This window comes from Pseudomonas mucoides (assembly GCF_015461845.1).
In the GTDB taxonomy this organism is placed as follows: domain Bacteria; phylum Pseudomonadota; class Gammaproteobacteria; order Pseudomonadales; family Pseudomonadaceae; genus Aquipseudomonas; species Aquipseudomonas mucoides.
The window spans coordinates 144,716-165,156 of the sequence record NZ_JACOPW010000001.1 but is presented as its reverse complement, the minus strand read 5'-3'; the positions used below and the strand labels follow the sequence as shown (position 1 = coordinate 165,156).

20 protein-coding genes are annotated in these 20,441 nt (G+C 59.3%); 7 read left to right on the top strand and 13 right to left on the bottom strand.

Annotated elements, in window-relative coordinates:
• Positions 1 to 4 precede the first annotated feature (4 nt).
• Positions 5 to 343 carry an FKBP-type peptidyl-prolyl cis-trans isomerase gene (locus H8F22_RS00745; RefSeq protein WP_027923268.1) on the top strand — a complete coding sequence of 113 codons (339 nt, stop codon included), beginning with the start codon at positions 5 to 7 and terminating at the stop codon, positions 341 to 343.
• Positions 344 to 351: 8 nt separating this feature from the next.
• Here H8F22_RS00745 and H8F22_RS00740 read toward each other — a convergent pair whose 3' ends face one another.
• The 4 genes from H8F22_RS00740 to H8F22_RS00725 all read right to left on the bottom strand — a co-directional run bounded on the left by H8F22_RS00740 (position 352) and on the right by H8F22_RS00725 (position 3,622).
• Positions 352 to 696, bottom strand: coding sequence for a pyocin S6 family toxin immunity protein (locus H8F22_RS00740; RefSeq protein ID WP_324188009.1), 345 nt, complete (start codon positions 694 to 696; stop codon positions 352 to 354).
• 190 nt (positions 697 to 886) lie between these two features.
• Positions 887 to 1,222, bottom strand: coding sequence for a hypothetical protein (locus H8F22_RS00735; RefSeq protein WP_059181013.1), 336 nt, complete (start codon positions 1,220 to 1,222; stop codon positions 887 to 889).
• The gene (locus H8F22_RS00730; RefSeq protein ID WP_194939616.1) at positions 1,219 to 2,460 is read right to left on the bottom strand and encodes an S-type pyocin domain-containing protein; all 1,242 of its coding nucleotides are present in this window, start codon (positions 2,458 to 2,460) and stop codon (positions 1,219 to 1,221) included. Before H8F22_RS00730 ends, H8F22_RS00735 begins: the two co-directional genes overlap by 4 nt.
• 130 nt (positions 2,461 to 2,590) lie before the next feature.
• A complete protein-coding gene (locus H8F22_RS00725) occupies positions 2,591 to 3,622 on the bottom strand; it encodes a D-cysteine desulfhydrase family protein (RefSeq protein ID WP_027923272.1) in 1,032 nt (343 codons plus the stop codon).
• A gap of 117 nt (positions 3,623 to 3,739) precedes the next feature.
• Between H8F22_RS00725 and H8F22_RS00720 the strand changes: the two genes are divergently transcribed.
• Positions 3,740 to 3,982, top strand: a complete 243-nt coding sequence (locus H8F22_RS00720) for a LysR family transcriptional regulator (RefSeq protein ID WP_324188008.1) — start codon at positions 3,740 to 3,742, stop codon at positions 3,980 to 3,982.
• An 87-nt stretch (positions 3,983 to 4,069) separates the two neighbouring features.
• On the opposite strand, the gene H8F22_RS00715 is transcribed toward H8F22_RS00720, so the two are convergent.
• Entirely contained in the window at positions 4,070 to 5,176 is a 1,107-nt protein-coding gene (locus tag H8F22_RS00715; protein ID WP_059181010.1) for a cytochrome P450, read from the bottom strand.
• 82 nt (positions 5,177 to 5,258) lie between these two features.
• Between H8F22_RS00715 and H8F22_RS00710 the strand changes: the two genes are divergently transcribed.
• Positions 5,259 to 6,014 carry an ArsR/SmtB family transcription factor gene (locus H8F22_RS00710; protein ID WP_059181009.1) on the top strand — a complete coding sequence of 252 codons (756 nt, stop codon included), beginning with the start codon at positions 5,259 to 5,261 and terminating at the stop codon, positions 6,012 to 6,014.
• Positions 6,015 to 6,114: 100 nt separating this feature from the next.
• Here H8F22_RS00710 and H8F22_RS00705 read toward each other — a convergent pair whose 3' ends face one another.
• The 5 genes from H8F22_RS00705 to H8F22_RS00685 form a co-directional block, all read right to left on the bottom strand.
• Positions 6,115 to 7,134, bottom strand: a complete 1,020-nt coding sequence (locus H8F22_RS00705) for a branched-chain amino acid aminotransferase (protein ID WP_027923276.1) — start codon at positions 7,132 to 7,134, stop codon at positions 6,115 to 6,117.
• Positions 7,135 to 7,322: 188 nt separating this feature from the next.
• Entirely contained in the window at positions 7,323 to 8,708 is a 1,386-nt protein-coding gene (gene lpdA, locus H8F22_RS00700) for a dihydrolipoyl dehydrogenase (RefSeq protein ID WP_059181008.1), read from the bottom strand.
• Between the two features lie 3 nt (positions 8,709 to 8,711).
• Positions 8,712 to 9,986, bottom strand: a complete 1,275-nt coding sequence (locus tag H8F22_RS00695; RefSeq protein WP_027923278.1) for a dihydrolipoamide acetyltransferase family protein — start codon at positions 9,984 to 9,986, stop codon at positions 8,712 to 8,714.
• The gene (locus H8F22_RS00690; protein WP_027923279.1) at positions 9,987 to 11,045 is read right to left on the bottom strand and encodes an alpha-ketoacid dehydrogenase subunit beta; all 1,059 of its coding nucleotides are present in this window, start codon (positions 11,043 to 11,045) and stop codon (positions 9,987 to 9,989) included.
• Position 11,046: 1 nt separating this feature from the next.
• Positions 11,047 to 12,282, bottom strand: coding sequence for a 3-methyl-2-oxobutanoate dehydrogenase (2-methylpropanoyl-transferring) subunit alpha (locus H8F22_RS00685; protein WP_027923280.1), 1,236 nt, complete (start codon positions 12,280 to 12,282; stop codon positions 11,047 to 11,049).
• A 185-nt stretch (positions 12,283 to 12,467) separates the two neighbouring features.
• Between H8F22_RS00685 and bkdR the strand changes: the two genes are divergently transcribed.
• Positions 12,468 to 12,956 (top strand): Bkd operon transcriptional regulator BkdR, encoded by a 489-nt coding sequence (bkdR, locus tag H8F22_RS00680; protein WP_027923281.1) that lies wholly within the window; start codon positions 12,468 to 12,470, stop codon positions 12,954 to 12,956.
• Between the two features lie 174 nt (positions 12,957 to 13,130).
• Here bkdR and H8F22_RS00675 read toward each other — a convergent pair whose 3' ends face one another.
• Entirely contained in the window at positions 13,131 to 13,994 is an 864-nt protein-coding gene (locus H8F22_RS00675; protein WP_059181006.1) for an MBL fold metallo-hydrolase, read from the bottom strand.
• Positions 13,995 to 14,156: 162 nt separating this feature from the next.
• On the opposite strand from H8F22_RS00675, the gene H8F22_RS00670 reads away from it, so the two are divergent.
• From H8F22_RS00670 to nahK, 3 genes are all read left to right on the top strand, one after another.
• Positions 14,157 to 14,963: a sulfite exporter TauE/SafE family protein gene (locus H8F22_RS00670; protein WP_059181005.1), complete on the top strand. Its 807-nt coding sequence runs from the start codon at positions 14,157 to 14,159 to the stop codon at positions 14,961 to 14,963.
• 146 nt (positions 14,964 to 15,109) lie between these two features.
• Positions 15,110 to 16,273: a nitric oxide-sensing protein NosP gene (gene nosP / locus H8F22_RS00665; RefSeq protein WP_027923284.1), complete on the top strand. Its 1,164-nt coding sequence runs from the start codon at positions 15,110 to 15,112 to the stop codon at positions 16,271 to 16,273.
• Positions 16,203 to 18,836 (top strand): hybrid sensor histidine kinase/response regulator NahK/ErcS', encoded by a 2,634-nt coding sequence (gene nahK, locus H8F22_RS00660; RefSeq protein WP_081743940.1) that lies wholly within the window; start codon positions 16,203 to 16,205, stop codon positions 18,834 to 18,836. Before nosP ends, nahK begins: the two co-directional genes overlap by 71 nt.
• A gap of 128 nt (positions 18,837 to 18,964) precedes the next feature.
• On the opposite strand, the gene H8F22_RS00655 is transcribed toward nahK, so the two are convergent.
• Together H8F22_RS00655 and H8F22_RS00650 are read right to left on the bottom strand one after the other, a co-directional pair.
• Positions 18,965 to 19,630: a response regulator transcription factor gene (locus H8F22_RS00655; protein ID WP_027923286.1), complete on the bottom strand. Its 666-nt coding sequence runs from the start codon at positions 19,628 to 19,630 to the stop codon at positions 18,965 to 18,967.
• Between the two features lie 56 nt (positions 19,631 to 19,686).
• Positions 19,687 to 20,244 (bottom strand): PQQ-dependent catabolism-associated CXXCW motif protein, encoded by a 558-nt coding sequence (locus H8F22_RS00650; RefSeq protein ID WP_059181004.1) that lies wholly within the window; start codon positions 20,242 to 20,244, stop codon positions 19,687 to 19,689.
• Positions 20,245 to 20,441: the final 197 nt, after the last annotated feature.

The following is a 20,441-nucleotide window of genomic DNA, read 5'->3' as shown; positions in this document are numbered from 1 at the left end:
CGTCATGAATAACGAACTGCAAATCATCGACCTCCAGCCAGGCGATGGCAAAGCCGCCGTCAAAGGCGCGCTGATCACCACTCAATACCGTGGCTGGCTGGAAGACGGCACGGAATTCGACTCTTCCTACAGCCGTGGCAAACCTTTTCAGTGTGTGATTGGCACGGGCCGGGTTATCAAAGGCTGGGATCAGGGAATCATGGGGATGCAAGTCGGCGGCAAGCGCAAGCTGCTGGTGCCTGCACATCTGGCGTATGGCGAACGTTCGATGGGAGCGATCACGCCGAATTCGAACCTGATTTTCGAGATTGAATTGCTGGAAGTGCTGACGCGGGATGATTGACTGAAAACCTACCCCCGCAACCCTATGAAAAGGTCCAACTCAGTCGGGAGCTGCTCATTGAGCGCTATGGCGATTTGTTGGACCTGCCCGGCCGTCAGTAAACAGTCCCCGTCCTCGCTTTGATCAAGGTTCTTCCAGCCCAGTACGCCCAGTATCACGACTTCTGACTCGGGCGGAACGGTGAGTTCGTATATTAGAAAGTCACCCTCCTGATCACCTTTTAAAAATCCGCTGATCCAAAAAAAATGAAAGGGCTCCTGAGTGGTTTTCGGGTGGCCGTGGTTGTTGCAGGCGCGGTACCCATCGTTGAACGGTGGATTTTGAATCTGAGACATGTCTGTTTCGCGAGCCATGGGTGGTCCTTGTTTCATCCTTTAGAAGCGATGCGAACGCTATCTCAATGGGCAATTGATAGATGTAGGACTGTTCTGAATTTATTGTCATTGTTTCAGATGAAGCTCCTCTCCATAGCTCAGCCTGTTGCGATGCTCTGAGCTCAAGTGAGGAAAACCTCAATGGTTGTCCCTTCGTTCTCCCGGTGGGTCAGGTGAATACGTCAATATCGTCAAGCGTGTCCTCAACAACCCCGTCCAGGGACGGGAACTTGTGCTTCACCTTTTCGAGTGCTGGCAACACCGTTTCTCTGTCCACTTCGCCATGACGGCGAGCAATGTGGCCGAGAGCGGTGATAGCGGATGCTGTAACTGACTCGTTTTCACTGACGAGATATTTCAGGCAAATGCTCTGAGCCCAGATTCTGTTTTCTTCGTTCAGACCGATGGAAATCAATGCCGCAATAACATTCGCGTCCACGTCGCTGGCAAGAAGTCTCACAGCTTCATCGTGGCTTACTGATGGATCTTGATAAAGAAGGCTCACTTTTTCACTCCCGGAATTTTGCCCTTGTTGTCTACCTTCCTAGCTTTCATCAGAGCATTTTTCATATCTTGATGGAGTTTATCCCATGGCCTGACGTGGCCGTGGTAGAGGTCTCCTCCTGTACGGTCAAAGACTACAAACTCATTCGCCCCTGAATCGATGCCGATTCTGCGTGGCGATGTAGGCTTTACCTGAACTGAGTTCTCCAGCGCTTCTTGTCCGTTGGAGGGACCTTTACTTTTGACCGGGGTATCCGTCTTGCCATGGTAGCTAGCTGCATCGAATTCCAGCGCCAATACAATATAGAGAGGCTTGATACCAGAATCGGCCGGGAATACGAGAATGAAATCCCTGTATTCAGGCGGATAAATCGGGTTAACGATGATGTTATCTGCCTGTTCTGTAGGCGGATAAATCCAGATGTGCGGGGCTTGTGGGGCTGCCTCTAGCGGTGGAATTGCTGATGTGTTGGACGGGTCGACGGCGGGCGTCCAAATCAGTGTTGTCCCGTCGCCAAAGTCGGCAACTTGTCGGGCGCCTTCTGCTACGAACTGTATGACAGGAATCAACTCCCAATCGCTGCGTTTCTGGGTGTTGTATCCGTATCCTTTCAGCGTGCCATCGGCTTGTTGTTCAAGATGAAGTCGAACACGTGTACGTCCTTCTTTAAGCGACTTGAGCTGTTCTTCCGTGTACAGGGAGCTGTCGCCGAGATTCGATGGCCACAGCAGTGCAACCATTCCCAGCAAGGCACCGGCTGCAACACTGCCCGTTACTGCAGCCGCACTACTAGCAGTATTTGTCACTGTAGCGACAGAACCTGCCCGACCAAGAAGAAGCGTTCCCAGTTCAGCAGGTAGTGCGCTGCCGCTGATTTTTTTGAGAGGTATGTTCCCCGCTGTATCGGTATCGCGGCCACCTAATAAGGAAAACTCTCCGTAGTCGGTCAATTTCTCAACAGGGACAAACCCGGCGGGATTGTCATGGTTGATCAAGCCGTCGGGAAGATTGCAGCTTTTGGCGAACACGCAACCTATGACGTCGGGGTGATCCTGGTGTTGGGGTTGCCTGAGGAGACGGTCTTCAAATTCCTGTTGTCGGGCCAACATGTCGTCATAAGATTTTTGCCTGGCGTCCCGCTCTGCCAGTTCGGCGGGGGTCATGTAGCGGCTGGTGACATGATGCCGGTCGCCGGACGGAGGGTTTTGAACCCGAGGGATGTCTGTTTTACGAGCCATGAGCGTCCTTGTTTCATCCTTTAAAAGCGATGCGAACGCTATAGCAATGGACACTTGATAGATGTAGGACGGGTCTGAAACTAAGGCCGTTGTAACAAGTCGGTGCTCTGTTACAAATGATGACTAACCCTCAACCCTGAAACGTCTCCCGATACGCATACAACCCTGGTGTACCGCCAGTCATCACAAACAACACATTGTCCCCGCGTTGGAAGCGCCCATGCCGGAGATCGGCCACTAATCCGGCAAATGCCTTGCCGGAATACACCGGGTCAATCAGCAACCCTTCAGCCCGAGCCATCAAGCGCACCGCCTCCTGCATGGCGGGCGTCGGCAGGCCGTAACCGTCGCCCAACTGACTGCCGTCGATAACAATATCCGAAGCCTGAACAACCGCGCTGCTCCCCAGCAACGCCAATACCTCCTGGGTCAATTGCCGGGTTCGGGCCGCTGACGACTCTCTGTCGGACAACACCGAGTACGACTTCACCAGCGAAGTCCCTCGTTCCAACAGCTCAAACCCCGCCGCAAGACCGGCGTGGGTGCCGGCGCTGCCGTTGGGCACCACGACCTGGTTGAAGGTGAGGCCGAGTTCGCGTTCCTGTTGCGCGATCTCCGCCGCGCAGCGCGCATAGCCAAGACTGCCCAAGGGTGTCGAGCCTCCCGTGGGAATCACCAGCACCTTGTGTCCTTCAAGCCGTAGCTGTTCGGCACGCTTCTCGGCTTCAGCCAGCGAATCGCTGCCGCCGGCCAACACGCGGAGGGCGGCGCCAAACAGCTGGTCGAGCAGGACGTTGCCGTTGAGTTCGTAGTCCACTTCCGTTTTGGGCACCGAACGGGTCAGGATCAGTTCGCAGGCAATCCCGAGACGAGCGCACACGGCAGCGGTCAGGCGCGCATGGTTGGATTGGAGGCCGCCGATGGTGATGATGGTGTCGACCCCGGCTGACAGCGCTGCGCCCAGATGAAATTCGAGTTTGCGCAGTTTATTGCCACCGTCGCCGATCAGCATGTGATCATCGCGCTTGAGAAACAGGCCGATGCCTTGCGCCTTCAAACCCAGTTGCTGTTCGAGGCGTTCGGCGCGCTGGATCGGTGTCGGGCTTTGCAGAAGGTCGGCGCGGGTAAAAGAACTCAGTGACGTGTCCAGTAGGGTTTGCATCAATGACGCCTCGTTGTTCAGTGTTATGACCGCGACTCTAGGGAGAAAGCCCCGACGGATAAACGCATCGCCGGTTATTACTCCTTTAACCTGATGTATTTAATGCAAGGCATGTTCATGAGCAAACTCAGGCAAATGGAAGTCTTCGTCGCGGTGGTCGAGGCGGGCAGCTTCTCCGATGCGGCCCATGCAGTCGGCATGTCGGCGGTGATGGTCGGGCGGCATATCCAGGGTCTGGAGAAAACCCTCAACACCAAGCTGATTCAGCGCACCACGCGGCGGCAATCGATCACGGCCGAGGGGCGGCTGTTTTATGAAGAGACCAAGCTTTTTAGCGAAAAACATCTCGCGAAAGCTTGACCGTGAACAGAGTATCTACAGGGGATCTCCAGTGTTCACAAATTCCTTGTAGGAGTGAGCCTGCTCGCGATGAACGATAACTTGGACTTAAGCCAGGTCACGAAACACCGGAATCCGCCCATTCAGCGAAGGCCGATACGCCCAGGCCAACCGCCCGAGCGCAGACCGGTGCAGCAGAATTTCCCGCAACGTCGCACTGGCAATCCCCAACGCCAACACTTGCCCCGGACACTGATGCCGCCCCGCGCCAAAGGTAAAACTGCGACGCTGCGGGCGATCCAGTAGAAACTCGTCTGGACGATCATTTAACTGCGGATCGCGATTGGCCGACGCCAACAGCAGCAAAATCACATCGCCCGATTGAAGGCTCACGCCCTCGATTTCACACGGTGCCGCCACAAACCGCCGTGTATTCTGTACCGACGGGTCAAAACGCTGGGTTTCGGCAATCAGATCATCCACCCGCGCCTCGTGTAGCAATGGATTTCGCATCACCGCCAACAGCGCATTGCCGATCAGCCCTGCAGTGGCCTCGAAAGTCTGGGAAAACAAGCCGATCAGATTGGCAATCAGCGTTTCGTGGTCACCGCTGAAGCGCCCGCGAATCCCGGCGAGCAGCGCGCTTTTATTGTCCGGGTCATCCAGCAATTCAACGAAGTAACCCTGTAAATGCTCAGCGGCCGCCTGTGCAGCGTCGAGTTGCGCCTGGTTGCTCAGCGGTGACAGGCACGCCACGAACTCCGCCGTCAGCGCACTGAGCATCCGCCCCTGAGCCGGGGTGAACCCCAACAACGCTGCCACCACGCACACCGGCCCGCGAAACATGGCGTTGTACAAGCCGTCGGCGTCCGGCGTGATCAATCGCGCGGCCACCAGCGCATTGGCTTCATCCCGATCAATCAACCCCAGCCCCGGCTCAATCGCCGACCTCGGGCAACGCTGCCGTTCGCCTTCATTCATCCGCATCAACTGCCCGAACACCTTGCCCGCCATGCCACCGGCAATCGCCTTGGGCACCGGTTCAGCGCAAGGGCGGACATGGCAATCAGGATGGGCCAGCACGGCGGCGACTGTTCGGGCGCTGCTGGCCACCCACAGGTTCAGTCCGGTGTGAAACATCAGACCTCCTTGGGCACGCAATTGCGCGTAATAGGGATAAGGGTCGGCATGAGTCGCAGCGATGATCGGGTCCATGGGTCGCAGCCTTGTTCGGGGTGGGGAAAGTGTTGCTACTATCTCCAGTCCCAAAGGCCCTTGATTCGTCCGGGAGCGAAATATGAACGCAGAACAACACGACATCGGCGTCTCTCAGGTCGCGGCCGCCATCGCGGAGCCGGCCCGGACGAAAATCCTCTGTTCGCTGATGGACGGCCACGCCCGCACCAGCACCGAGTTGGCGGCGATTGCCGAAGTCAGCGCCTCAACCGCCAGCGCACACTTGGCCAAGCTCAAGGAGCAGGCGCTGGTGCGGCTGCACGTGCAGGGCCGCCACCGTTATTACAGCCTGGCGGACAAGCGCGTGGCCCAGGCGCTGGAAGCGCTGATGGTGATCGGCCAGAACAGCGCGCCGGCGTACAACTCGCGCACGCCGGATCGCCTGCAATTCGCCCGGACCTGCTACGACCACATGGCCGGCACGCTGGCGGTGTTGCTGCATGACCGGATGCTGGAAAAAGGCTGGTTGCTGGAAACCGATGAGCAGGCGTATCGGCTGAGTGACAGCGGCGAGGCGCTGTTTGAAGGATTGGGTATCGAAGTCAAGGACCTGAGCACGCTGCGCCGCCGTTTCGCCTGCCCGTGTCTGGACTGGAGCATGCGTCGGCCACACCTTGGCGGCTCGCTGGGAGCTGCGTTGCTGCAATCGGCGATCAAGCGCAAATGGGTGACGCAGGATCTGGACAGTCGGGCGCTGACGTTGACGGCGGTAGGGCGCAAGGCACTTGGCGTGCAGTTCGATCTTGTGCTGCCATCTTCAAGTGGATCTACGGTTTCTATTGATAAAAAACATCAGGATATTGCTGTTAGTCATTGATTCATTAGACTGGCTGTTGCTGGCTCCAGGCGAAAAAAGCCCGGTTATCCAATCGATAACCGGGCTTTTTGCTCAAGCTCAAGCGAACAGCAGCGTCAGATCAAACCTTGACGATCCAGCCCGCTGGTGCTTCGATGTCACCCGTTTGTACACCGGTCAGCTCCTTGTAGAGCTTCTGGGTAACCGGGCCGACTTCGGTTTCGCTGTGGAACACGTGCAGGTGGTCGTTGTAGCTAATGCCACCGATCGGAGTGATCACGGCCGCGGTACCGCAAGCGCCGGCTTCCTTGAAGTCGGAGAGCTTGTCGATGAACACGTCACCTTCGATCACTTCCATGCCCAGACGCGATTTGGCCAGCTCGATCAGCGACAGGCGGGTGATGCCTGGCAGGACCGACGGCGAGTTCGGGGTGACGAACTTGTTGTCGTGGGTGATCCCGAAGAAGTTGGCCGAGCCGACTTCCTCGATTTTGCTGTGGGTCATCGGGTCCAGGTAGATGCAGTCGGCGTAGTGCGCCTTCTTGGCCTGGGAACCTGGCATCAGGCTGGCGGCGTAGTTGCCACCGACCTTGGCCGCGCCGGTGCCTTGTGGGGCTGCACGGTCGAAGCTGGAGATCAGGAAGTTGTGCGGGGTCAGGCCGCCCTTGAAGTAGGCGCCGACCGGGATGCAGAAGATCGAGAAGATGAACTCGGGGGCGGTACGCACGCCGATGTTGTCACCCACGCCGATCACGAACGGACGCAGGTACAGCGCGCCGCCGGTGCCGTAAGGCGGGATGAAACGCTCGTTGGCGCGGACCACTTCCTTGCAGGCTTCGATGAACTGTTCGGTGGACACCTGTGGCATCAGCAGACGGGCGCAGCTGCGTTGCATGCGTGCGGCGTTCTGATCCGGGCGGAACAGGTTGATCGAACCGTCCTTGCAACGATAGGCCTTCAGGCCCTCGAAGCATTGCTGGCCATAGTGAAGGGCAGTCGAGCCTTCGCTGATGTGCAGCACATTGTCTTCGGTCAGGGTGCCTTTGTCCCACTCGCCATTACGCCAGTGCGACAGATAGCGCTTGTCTGTCTTGATGTAGTCAAAACCCAACTTGTCCCAATTGATGCTTTCGTTACCCATGACACCCTCTATCACTGAACAACCGTCGAAACGGTTCAAGGCTTCTGACGTTTTTTGGATGGGGACAACAATACTTCATTCCGAGGTGGTTTCGCAGCCTGCAATTCGATCTCTGCGACCATCGATACGTCCCGTGTAGCAGCGGCCTCGCGGGGCTCGTCAGCTGCTACAGGGTTTTGTGTCCGGTCTTACAGGTGCAGCGCATGGCCCAAAGCACGCAACGCCGCTTCCTGCACAGCCTCGCCCAGCGTCGGATGCGCATGGATGGTACCGCCGATGTCTTCCAGCCGCGCGCCCATTTCCAGGCTTTGCGCGAACGCCGTGGACAGCTCGGACACCCCGACCCCGACGGCTTGCCAGCCGACAATCACGTGATTGTCCCGACGAGCGACCACTCGCACGAAGCCGCTTTTCGATTCCAGCGTCATTGCCCGGCCATTGGCCGCGAACGGGAAACTTGAAACGATGCAGTCCAGGCCGGCGGCCTTGGCCTCGTCCGGGGTCTGGCCGACCACCACCAGTTCCGGGTCGGTAAAGCACACGGCGGCGATGGCGGTAGGGTTGAACTCACGGGTTTTACCGCTGATGAGTTCGGCCACCATCTCGCCCTGAGCCATGGCCCGGTGCGCGAGCATCGGTTCGCCGCTCAGGTCGCCGATGGCGTACACGTTGCGCATGCTGGTCTGGCAGCGGTTGTCGATCTTGATCGCCGAGCCGTTCATGTCCAGGTTCAGCGCTTCGAGGTTCCAGCCCTGGGTGTTTGGCTTGCGGCCCACGGCGACCAGGACCTGATCGGTTTCCAGGTCCAGGGTGCCGCCATCCGGAGCCAATACTTGCAGGGAGTTATTCGAGGAATCAAAACCTTGAACGCTATGTTTCAAGTAAAGCTTCACGCCGAGTTTCTTCAGTTCGTCGTGGACCGGCTGAGTCAGTTCGGCATCGTAGGCCGGCAGGATGCGCTCCTGTGCCTCGACCACGCTGACATCGGCGCCGAGCTTGCGATAGGCAATCCCCAGTTCCAGGCCAATGTAGCCACCACCGACCACGGTCAGCCGCTTCGGCACGGAGGTCGGCGCCAGGGCTTCGGTGGAGGAGATGATCGGGCCGCCAATTGGCAGCATCGGCAGGTTCACGCTTTTCGAACCGGTGGCCAGCACCAGGTGCTCGCACTGAATGCGTGTGTCGCCGACGTCGACGGTTTTGCCGTCGACGACCTTGGCCCAGCCTTGAATGACCTGAACCTTGTTCTTTTTCAGCAGTGCCGCGACACCGGTGGTCAGGCGATCAACGATGCCGTCCTTCCACTCGACGCTCTTGGTGATGTCGAGGGTTGGCGCCGAAACGCTGATGCCCAAGGCCGAATGCTGGCTGTGGTGTTGCGTCTGGTGAAACTGCTCGGCCACGTGGATCAGTGCTTTCGACGGAATGCAGCCGATGTTCAGGCACGTACCACCGAGGGATTCGCCTTCCACCAGAATGGTTGCAATGCCCAGCTGACCGGCACGAATAGCCGTCACGTAACCGCCAGGGCCGCCGCCAATGATCAGCAGCGTGGTGTTCAAAGACTGTTGCATGACTTACTCCACAAACAAGGTGGCAGGTTGTTCGAGCAAGCCACGAACGGCCTGGATGAATTGCGCCGCGTCCATGCCGTCGACCACGCGGTGATCGAAGGAGCTGGAGAGGTTCATCATCTTGCGAATCACGATCTGGCCTTTGACCACCATCGGGCGTTCGACGATTTTGTTGACGCCGACAATCGCCACTTCCGGCAGGTTCAGCACCGGGGTGCTGACGATGCCGCCCAAGGCGCCGAGGCTGGTCAGGGTGATGCTCGAGCCGGACAATTCGTCGCGGCTGGCCTTGCCGTTGCGTGCAGCGGTGGCCAAACGGGAGATTTCGCTGGCGTTGTCCCACAGGCTGCGGGCTTCGGCGTGACGCACCACCGGCACCATCAAGCCGATGTCGGCCTGGGTGGCGATGCCCACATGCACCGCGCCGAGGCGGGTGATGACCTGGGCTTCGTCGTCGTAACGGGCGTTGATCTGCGGGAAATCGCGCAGTGCGACGACCAGGGCACGGACGAGGAACGGCAGCAAGGTCAGCTTGCCACGGGTGGCACCGTGTTTTTCGTTCAGGTGCGCGCGCAGTTCTTCGACGGCTGTCACGTCGATTTCTTCGACATAACTGAAGTGGGCGGCACGCTGGGTGGCGTCCTGCATGCGCTGGGCGATCTTGCGGCGCATGCCGATGACCGGGATTTGCTCTTCGTCGTTACGCTGGGCGTAAGCAGAGGACACGGTCGATGCAATCGACTGACCTTGCGCCAGATAGGCGTCGAGGTCTTCGTGCAGCACGCGACCGGCAGGGCCGCTGCCACGCACCAGACGCAATTGAATGCCGAGGTCCAGCGCGTGTTTGCGCACGGCCGGGGAAGCCAGTGGCCGTTCGTTGGCCTCGCGAGCCACCATCGGGCCCTGGCAAACAGCAGCTCGCGGCGCGGCGGCAGCTGCGACCGGTTTGCTTTCCACCACGGCTGCCACTTTAGAGGCTGCAACCGGCGCTTCTTTAACAGGAGCAGGCTGCGCGGACTCTTTAACGTTGCCCGCGCCTTCCACTTCAATGCTGATCAGGATGCTGCCCACCGCCATGACTTCGCCCGGCTCACCGCCCAGCGCAATCACCTTGCCGTGGACCGGCGAAGGGATATCGACCATCGCCTTGTCGGTCATCACATCGGCCAGCACCTGATCTTCGACGACCATGTCGCCGACCTTGACGTGCCACACCGACAATTCAACTTCTGCAATGCCTTCACCAATGTCCGGCATTTTAATAACGTGCGTGCCCATTCAGACCTCCATAACCCGATGCAAAGCCGCGCCCACTCGGGACGGACCAGGGAAATACGCCCACTCTTGTGCGTGCGGGTAGGGAGTGTCCCAACCGGTGACGCGTTCGATAGGCGCTTCCAGGTAGTGGAAGCAGTGTTCTTGCACCAAGGCGACCAGTTCGGCACCGAAGCCACACGTGCGCGTCGCTTCGTGAACGATCACGCAACGGCCGGTTTTCTTCACCGATTTGACGATGGTCTCCAGGTCCAGCGGCCACAGGCTGCGCAGGTCGATGACTTCAGCGTCGATGCCGGTTTCTTCAGCCGCCACTTGCGACACGTAAACGGTAGTGCCGTAGGTCAGGATGGTCACGTCCTTGCCCGGACGGGTGATGGCGGCGACGTCCAGCGGCACGGTGTAGTAACCGTCCGGCACTTGAGCGGCCGGGTGTTTCGACCACGGCGTTACCGGACGTTCGTGGTGACCGTCGAACGGGCCGTTGTACAGGCGTTTTGGCTCAAGGAAGATCACCGGGTCATCGTTTTCGATGGAGGCAATCAGCAAGCCTTTGGCGTCGTACGGGTTGGACGGCATGACCGTGCGCAGACCGCAGACCTGGGTGAACATCGCCTCGATGCTCTGGCTGTGGGTCTGGCCGCCATAGATGCCGCCGCCGCAAGGCATGCGCAGGGTCATCGGGGCGGTGAACTCGCCAGCCGAGCGATAACGCAGGCGGGCGGCTTCGGAAATGATCTGGTCTGACGCCGGGTACACGTAGTCGGCGAACTGGATCTCGGCGACCGGGCGCAGACCGTAGGCGCCCATGCCCACGGCGGCACCGACGATACCGCTTTCGGAGATCGGTGCGTCGAACACGCGGGAGGTGCCGTACTTCGCCTGCAGGCCTTCGGTGCAACGGAACACGCCGCCGAAGTAGCCCACGTCCTGGCCGAACACCACGACGTTGTCGTCACGCTCAAGCATCACATCCATGGCCGAGCGCAGGGCCTGGATCATGGTCATGGTGGTCGTGGTCATGGCGGTTTCCAGCTCGATATTGTTGTTGTGGTCGTTCATGTCAGATCCCCAACTCTTGACGCTGGCGCTTCAAGTGCTCCGGCATCTCTTTGTAGACGTCTTCGAACATGGTCGCGGCGCTTGGAATCTGGCCGCCAGCGAGGGTGCCGTACTGTTCGGCTTCTTTCTGCGCGGCGATGACTTCGGCTTCCAGTTCAGCGCTGACGGCGGTGTGTTCCTCTTCGGACCAGTGACCGATCTTGATCAGGTGCTGCTTGAGGCGTGCAATCGGGTCGCCCAACGGGAAGTAGCTCCAGTCGTCGGCAGGACGGTACTTGGACGGATCGTCGGAGGTGGAGTGTGGGCCGGCGCGGTAGGTGACCCATTCGATCATGGTCGGGCCGAGGTTGCGGCGCGCACGTTCGGCGGCCCAGGCAGAGGCGGCGTAGACCGCGACGAAATCATTGCCGTCGACCCGCAGGGAGGCAATGCCGCAGCCGACGCCACGACCGGCAAACGTGGTGGCTTCACCACCGGCGATGGCCTGGAAGGTGGAGATTGCCCACTGGTTGTTGACCACGTTGAGGATCACCGGCGCACGGTAAACGTGGGCGAAGGTGAGGGCGGTGTGGAAGTCCGATTCAGCGGTGGCGCCGTCGCCGATCCAGGCCGAGGCGATTTTGGTGTCGCCCTTGATCGCCGAGGCCATGCCCCAGCCTACTGCCTGGACGAACTGGGTCGCGAGGTTGCCGGAAATGGTGAAGAAGCCATAGTCCTTGACCGAATACATGATTGGCAACTGGCGACCCTTGAGCGGATCGCGCTCGTTGGACAGCAGTTGGCAGATCAGGTCGACCAGCGGAACGTCACGGGCCATCAGGATGCTTTGTTGGCGATAGGTCGGGAAGCACATGTCGTCGACGTTCAAGGCCAGGGCCTGGCCGCTACCAATGGCTTCTTCGCCGAGGCTCTGCATGTAGAAAGACATTTTTTTCTGACGCTGGGCGACCACCATGCGGTTATCGTAGATCCGCGTCTTGAGCATGGCGCGCATGCCTTTACGCAGGATCTCGACCGGTACGCCTTCAGCCCACGGACCGAGGGCATTGCCTTGGTCGTCGAGCACGCGAATCAGGCCCTTGGCCAGATCAGCCGTGTCGGCCGGTTCAACGTCGATGGAAGGTTTGCGCACCGTGCCGGCGTCGGTCAGACGCAGGTAGGAGAAGTCGGTTTTGCAGCCAGGACGGCCCGATGGTTCGGGAACGTGCAGGTGCAGCGGTTCGTACGCTTGGTTCATGGCTTCTACGCTCGATCTTGTGAATTTCTTGTAGTGAGCTGACCGTCATTCTTCTGTGGAAGAAATCTTGTCCTACAACAATCATAGGCCCGGCGAAGAAGAATATTTATCTCTGTTTCGTTGCGCTGGCGATCATTTGAGGATAAAAAATCTGCATAAACATAAAAAACAGGTGGTTTTGTCTCATGCGCAAACTGGACCGTACCGATATCGGCATTTTGAACAGCCTTCAGGAGAACGCGCGCATCACCAACGCCGACCTCGCACGCTCGGTCAACCTGTCGCCGACGCCGTGCTTCAACCGGGTCAAGGCGATGGAAGAATTGGGGCTGATTCGTGAACAAGTGACGCTGCTGGACGCTGATCTGCTGGGGCTGCACGTGAATGTGTTCATTCATGTGAGCCTGGAGAAACAGGTGGAAGAGGCATTGCAGCATTTCGAGGAAGCGATCTCGGATCGCCCGGAAGTGATGGAGTGCTATTTGATGGCCGGCGACCCGGACTATTTGATTCGGGTATTGGTGCCGACCATTCAGTCGCTGGAGCGCTTCATGATGGACTTCCTCACTAAAGTCCCCGGCGTGGCGAACATTCGCTCAAGCTTTGCGCTCAAGCAAGTGCGCTACAAAACTGCGCTGCCGTTGCCGGCCAATGGCTTGACCCTTTCCAGCTAAACCCCGAAACCCCTTTAGCAGCTGTCGAGCAACGCGAGGCAGCGTTCGGCGGCGCAGCCGTCGCAAACCTGACAATCGGGTTTTGTCAGGCAGACTGCATTCGCAGCCTCGCGGTGCTCGTCAGCTGCTACGGAGAATGATGATCGCCCCAATGTTGTGGGAACGATCGAGATCTCAGAGTTTGTTGATGGGGATTTTCAGGTAGGTCACGCCGTTACTCTCGGCGGGTGGCAGATTCCCGGCCCGCACATTCACCTGAATCGCTGGCAGCAACAGGGTTGGCATGCCCAACCCGGCATCGCGTCGGGTGCGCATGTCGACAAACGCCGCCTCATCAACGCCGTCATGCACGTGAATGTTGCTTCGGCGTTGTTCGCCGACGGTAGACATGCACCGGGATTCCCGGCCTTCAGGTGGGTAATCGTGGCAGACGTACAAACTCACACTGGCCGGGAACGCCAGCAGTTTGCGAATCGAGGCAAACAACTGATTGGCGTTGCCGCCCGGAAAATCGCAACGCGCGGTGCCCACATCAGGCAGGAACAGCGTGTCGCCCACCAGAATCTGCTCACCGTCAATCAGGTAAGCCATGTCCGCCGGCGTGTGGCCGGGCACATGCAGGGCGGTGGCCTTGAGATTGCCGATCATGAACGACTCGTCCGGTGCGAATAGATGATCGAACTGCGAACCGTCAACGCGAAACGCCGGCTCAAGGTTGAACAGGCTTTTGAACACCCCCTGAACCTTGCTGATCGACTGCCCGATCGCGATCTTGCCCCCCAGCTCGCGACGCAGATAAGGCGCGGCAGACAAGTGATCGGCATGGGCGTGGGTTTCCAGCAGCCATTGCACCTGCAACTGATGTTGGCGAACAAAGGCGATGATTTTGTCGGGCTGAACGGTGCCCGTTCTGCCGGCCGCCGGATCGTAGTCGAGCACCGGGTCGACGATGGCGCACTGGCCGCCATCGGCTTCGTAGATCACGTAGCTGTAGGTCGACGAGGCAGGGTCGAGGAAAGCTTCAATCAAGGCAGGCATGGTGAATATTTCTATCTGAACAAGCACTGAGGGTAGATTCATTCTCCCTGCATTGGCCAGCACTGCATCAATTCATTTGATGAAAAAATCTGCGCGGGCTCTATCCTGTCAGTCATCGAAACCGGGCGCTCCCGGCCTTGTTGAGCTGATTACGAGTGCTTTATGTTGCTGGCGAGTTTTTTTGGGGTGGTCATGGGCCTGGTCCTCGGGTTGACCGGGGCGGGCGGCGGGATTCTTGCGGTGCCGGCCCTGGTCCTGGGGCTGGGGTTGACCATGACCCAGGCGGCGCCCGTCGCCTTGTTTGCGGTCGGGAGTGCGGCGGCGGTCGGGGCGATTGACGGCTTGCGGCATGGGCTGGTGCGGTATCGCGCGGCGCTGTTGATCGCGCTGCTCGGCGCGGTGTTTTCACCGGTGGGCATTTATTTTGCCCATCAGTTGCCGGAAAAAATCCTGATGATTCTGTTCAGCCTGCTCATGGTCATGGTCGCCTGGCGAATGCTGCGTCGTGAGCGCCAGGACGAGGGGCCGAGCGATCACGGTCACGCCAACTGGGGGCAGAAGAACTGCATGCTCGATCAGCAGACCGGGCGCTTTTCCTGGACCGCCAAATGCACCGCGACGCTGGCGGCGCTCGGCGCGGTGACGGGCGTGGTGTCAGGGCTGCTGGGCGTGGGCGGCGGTTTTCTGATTGTCCCGGCGTTCAAGCAACTGACCGATGTGCAGATGCGCGGGATCGTCGCCACGTCCTTGATGGTGATCAGCCTGATTTCCGCGATCGGCGTGGTCGGCGCGTTTCACGCGGGCGTGCGCATCGACAGCCTTGGGGCATGCTTCATCGGCGCCAGCATTGTCGGCATGATCATCGGCCGCAAGCTGTGCGCCCACGTGCCGGCGCGAGCATTGCAAATCGGCTTTGCCAGCGTCTGCCTTGTGATTGCCGCTTATATGCTGTTCAGGGCTGGCGTCTAAAGCAACACCTGCCTGTGGGCCGGGGCGGATCCACACCACCGCTCTCATCCCATTGAAGCGTCTGACTGCTACCCAAGTAGCATTCGTTGCACGCCACGGGTTTCGTAAACTCCCTGCTCAACCATACGCACCTGCGGGAGGCGACGATGCAGCAGGTCCAGGGTGAAGGTGTCGTCAGCGCAATGTCCCAGGCCACCGATGCCCGGCAAGTGGCGCAGGAACTGGCGCGTCAATTGCTGCATCCGCATCTGGGCTTCGTGCTCTTTTTCTGTTCCGCCGAGTATGACTTGCAGGCACTGGGGCAAGCCCTGCAAGACAGTTTCGGGGGGATTCGCCTGGTGGGTTGCACCAGCGCCGGGGAAATCACCCCGTTGGGCTATGGACGCAATTGCGTGACGGCGGTGGGGTTCGATCACCGGCACTTCTCCATTGCGCTCGAGTTGATCGACGAGATGGAGCGCTTCAGCCTGATCGATGCGCAGCAGATGGTCGAGCGTCTGGTCAGTGGCTGTCGCAGTAACACCCTGGCACCGATCAAGGGCAACAGTTTTGCCCTGACCCTGCTCGATGGTTTGTCCAGCCGTGAAGAAATGGTCCTTGCAGCCTTGAGTGCGGCATTGGGCGACATTCCGCATTTCGGCGGTTCCGCTGGCGATGACAATTACCTGACCCACACCCATGTCTACTTCGACGGCGAGTTCCACAGCGGCGCGGCGGTCGTCGTGCTGGTCAATACCTGGCTGGATTTCGAAGTGTTCACCACCCACCACATGCTGCCCCGGGCCGAAAAACTGGTGGTTACCGGGGCCGACAGCGCCTCGCGCCGTGTTTATGAACTCAATGCGGAACCCGCCGCCGCCGAGTACGCGCGGCTCATCGGCGTGCCGGTGAATGAACTGGATCACCGGATTTTCGCTGCGCACCCGTTGGCCGTGAGGATCAACGAACAGTATTACGTGCGGGCCATCCAGCAGGTGCACGCGGACCTGAGCCTGAGTTTTTACTGCGCCGTGGAGAATGGCATCGTGCTCACCGCCATGACGCCGGGCCCGATGTTGCCGAACCTGAAAAGCCTGTTCGAAGGATTGGAAGAACGCTTGGGTGAACTGTTGCTGACCATCGGTTGCGACTGTTTTCTCCGGCGTCTGGAGCTGGAGGACGACGGCAGTCTCGACGAGATCGGGACGTTTTTGCGCGAGCAACGGGTGATGGGTTTCAACACCTACGGAGAACAGTTCAATGGCATGCACATCAACCAGACCTTCACCGGCGTTGCCATTGCCCGCGGCCGTGCCCCAGGACATCGCTGAGCTGCAGGCCGAACTGGCCAGCCTGCGTCACGACAACCACAAGCTGCAGCGCATCAACGCGGCGCTGATCGAGCGTATCGAGTCGGGCATCACTCGGGGCAATGACCCGTACGCGGCGTTCCAGCACTCGGTGGTGCTGGCCGAGCAGGTCCGTGAGCGCACCGATGCCTTGAACCAGGCCATGGCCGAACTCAAGGCCGGTAACCATTTGCTCAGCGAGGCCCGCCTGCGCGCCGAGACCGCGCATCGACACCTGATCGATGCCATCGAGAGCATTTCCGATGCCTTCGTATTGTTCGACGCCGAGCAGCGCATCGTCTTGTTCAACAGTCGCTTCAAGGCGTTCTGGCGCAACAGCCGGGTGCGGATCAACGCGGGCATGCGCCTGGCCGAGGTCAAGCGCCTGATGATGAGCAATGGGCTGTTCACCGAAGAACCGCGCGGGCATGCCGACGAGAGTCTGCTGTATCGCTTGCAGAACGGGCGTTGGCTGCAAGTCAGCGAGCGGCCGACCCAGGAGGGTGGGCGGGTGATTCTGTTCACCGACATTACCGAGGTCAAACTCAGTGAAACCGTACGCCGCGAACAGGCTGTGGCGCAGAAGTCGCATTTGTTACAGCGGGCGGTCGATAATCTGTCCCAGGGTGTGGCCATGGTCAATGCCGAGGGCATTCTGGAATTGTGGAACCGGCGTTTTCTCGAATTGAGCGGGTTGGCGCCCGTCGCGGCCCATCGACCGTTTGCTGAAGTGATGGTGGACAGCGAATTGAACCTGCTGACCCCGCTCAGTCACGATGGCAATGGGCGGCCAGTACAGGAATGCGAGCAACGCCTCGATGACGGACGAGTCCTGGAAATCCGCACGCACCCGTTGCCGACTGGCGGTTTCGTCAACACCTTCACTGACATCACCGAACGCTACCAGCACGCCCAGACGCTGAGTGAAAGCGAGCGCTGGATTCGCCTGATCACCGACCACGTGCCGGCATTGATCGCCTACCTCAATGCCGATCTGGTGTACGAGTTCACCAATAAGGTCTATGAGGAATGGTATTGCTGGCCCCGAGGCGTGATGCTCGGCCAAAGCCTGCGCGAAGTGCACAGCGAACAGCACTACCAGCGTCTGGAGTCTTACGTGGCGAGAGCGCTGGCCGGCGAGAGCGTCACGTTCGAGTTCGCCGAGACCAACGTCAATAACCAGGAGCGCTACATGCTGCGCTCCTACGTGCCCAATCGCCTGGCCACCGGGGAAGTGGTGGGGATTTTCGTGTTGATCCGCGACATCACCGAGCGTCGCCGCACTGCCGAGGCGCTGCATCAGGCGTATCAGAATCTTGAGCTGCGGGTGCGTGAACGCACGGCGGAATTGACCACCCTCAATGATCAATTGTTGCGTGAAATCGAAGAGCGCCGCCAGGTGGAATCACGTTTGCGCGAGGCCAAGCTCGAAGCCGAGCACGCCAATCTGTCCAAGACCAAATTTCTGGCGGCTGTCAGCCACGATTTGCTGCAACCACTGAACGCCGCCCGTTTGTTTACCAGTGCGTTGCTGGAGCGACGTGAACCGGTCTGCAACGAGGTTCTGGTGCGTAATGTCAGTAATTCCCTGGAAGATGTAGAGAACCTGCTGGGCACGCTGGTGGACATTTCCAAGCTCGATGCCGGGGTCATCAAAGCCGATGTCGCGCCGTTCGCCCTGAGCGAACTGCTGGAAAATCTCGCGGCTGAATACACCCAGGTGGCACGCAGTGAGGGCCTTGAACTGCATTTCATTGCCTGTTCCGCGCTGGTGCGCAGCGACATCCAGTTGCTGGCACGCATCCTGCGCAACCTGCTGAGCAATGCGATTCGCTACACCTACAGTGGACGGGTGGTGCTCGGGTGCCGGCGCCTGCATCAGCGCTTGTTGATCCAGGTCTGGGACACCGGCATGGGCATCGCCGACAATCGCCTGGAAGAGATTTTCCAGGAATTCAAACGCGGTGACGTACAGCGTCCGGACCAGGATCGTGGGCTGGGGTTGGGCCTGGCCATTGTCGAGAAAATCGCCGGCATCCTCGGGCATCGGATTCATGTGCGCTCATGGCCGGGAAAGGGCTCGATGTTCTCGGTCGAAGTGCCGTTGAGCGCAACGGCCCCCAAGCCGTTGCCGGCCTTGCAGATGAGCGAGCCGATGCTTGAACGCCTGCGCGGGGCAAGGGTGTGGGTGCTGGACAACGACGCCACCATTTGCGCCGGCATGCGCACCTTGCTCGAAGGCTGGGGCTGTCGGGTGGTGACGGCGCTGTCGGAAGAGGACCTGGCGCGAAAAGTGGACAACTACCACGCCGAGGTTGACCTGTTGATCGCCGATTACCATCTGGACAACGATCAGAATGGCTTGGACGCCGTGGCCCGGATCAATGCCTGTCGCACGTCACCCATCCCGGCCTTGATGATCACCGCCAACTACAGCAACGAACTCAAACAGCAGATCCGCGAACTGGGCCACACCCTGATGCATAAACCGGTGCGGCCGATGAAACTTAAAACGGCGATGAGCCATTTGCTCGGCAGGCCTTGAGGCGCATCTGCGTTAGTACCACCGTCGTCGCGGGCAAGCCCGCTCCCACAAGGGCAGCGCCGTACCTGTGGGAGCGGCGGTGCGGCGATCCGACTTGCCCGCGAAGGGGGCGCCAAAGTCTTGCTGTCTCAACGTCGCATGTAAGACCCGAAATCAATATCCCCGGCACTCAAGATCGCCTGCACTCGATTGTGCACATTGAGTTTGCGCAGGATCGCCGAGACGTGAGCCTTGACGGTGGTCTCGGCGATTTCCAGGGTGTAGGCGATCTGTTTGTTCGATTCGCCTTTGGTCATGCGTTCAAGCACCTGCAATTGCTTGCGGGTCAGGGCCTGGAGCAGTTCAGGGGGAAAGCTCGGCGTGTCGTTCATCCGGCGGGGAGTGTTGGTTCGGGTGGTGCGGATAATGTCCGGCGGCAAATACACGTTGCCATTGAGGATTTGCTGGATGGCCTCGGTCATTTGCGTGCGCGGTGACGACTTGGTAATGAAACCTACCGCGCCGTAGGTAATGGCTTGCAGGACGATCTGTTTGTCCTGCTCGGCCGAGACAATCACTACCGGAATGGTCGGGGCTTCATTGCGCAGGTTGATCAAGCCATTGAGCCCATGCATGCCGGGCATGTTCAGGTCGAGCAGGATCAGGTCCAGGTCGTCGTGTTCCTGGGTCAGGGCCAGGGCACTGTCGAGGTCGGCGGTTTCCATGACTTCGGAGCCCGGGAAACCGTCGCTGATGACGTTATGAATCGCTTCGCGAAACAGCGGGTGATCGTCGGCAATCAGAATTTTGTACATAGCCTTTCACCTCATTATTTTGTTTAGGGTGTGGCAACAACACGCCAGCGTAAAGATCAGGGGAAAGGCTCGGGCCGGGCCGGTGTCACGGCAAGCCCGGCCGCTTGCCAGGCATCAAGGCCGTCGCGATACCAATACAGTGTCTTATAGCCCATGACGGACGCTCGTTTGACGGCGTTCCAGCTCAGCCAGCAGTCGGCGCGGCAATAAAAGACCAGCGGTCGTGCCGAGTCCCCGGCGGTCAATGCCTTGAGGTTACGCGCAAAATAGCCTTGCCAGTCGGGCGTCAGGTCACCGTCACCAGTATTGGCCAGCCAGTGGCTGCCGGGCAGGTTTTCATGGGGCTGGTCTTCGATGAACTGGCCTTGCAGCCATTGGCGACGGTAGACATCGATCAGCACCGGTGGCGGCGTTTGACTGAGCAGTGTTTGCAAGGCCGGGGTGTCAACGATGGTCGCGCCTTGCAGGCTGTCCGGCGTCGGGCTGCGGTACAGGTTGATGCGATAGCCTTCCGCGGAAAACAGCGGTGATTCGGCGTGCGCAGCATTCAGCAACAGGCAGAGCGGCAGCGCTGCGAGAGAAGGGCGCAACAGACAACGTCGGGCACGCGGCATGGGTTCGATCCTTATAGTTATGGATCTATTACAGGCCAGGCGGGGTGCTTTGTGAATGCGACGATAGACAGGGAAACCAGTACTAAAGTAGTAATTTCTCCCCTGCTCATGGAGATCAATTGTAGGAGAGAGCCTGCTCGCGATAGCTATCCGTCATTCAACATCAATGTCATCTGATACACCGCTATCGCGAGCAG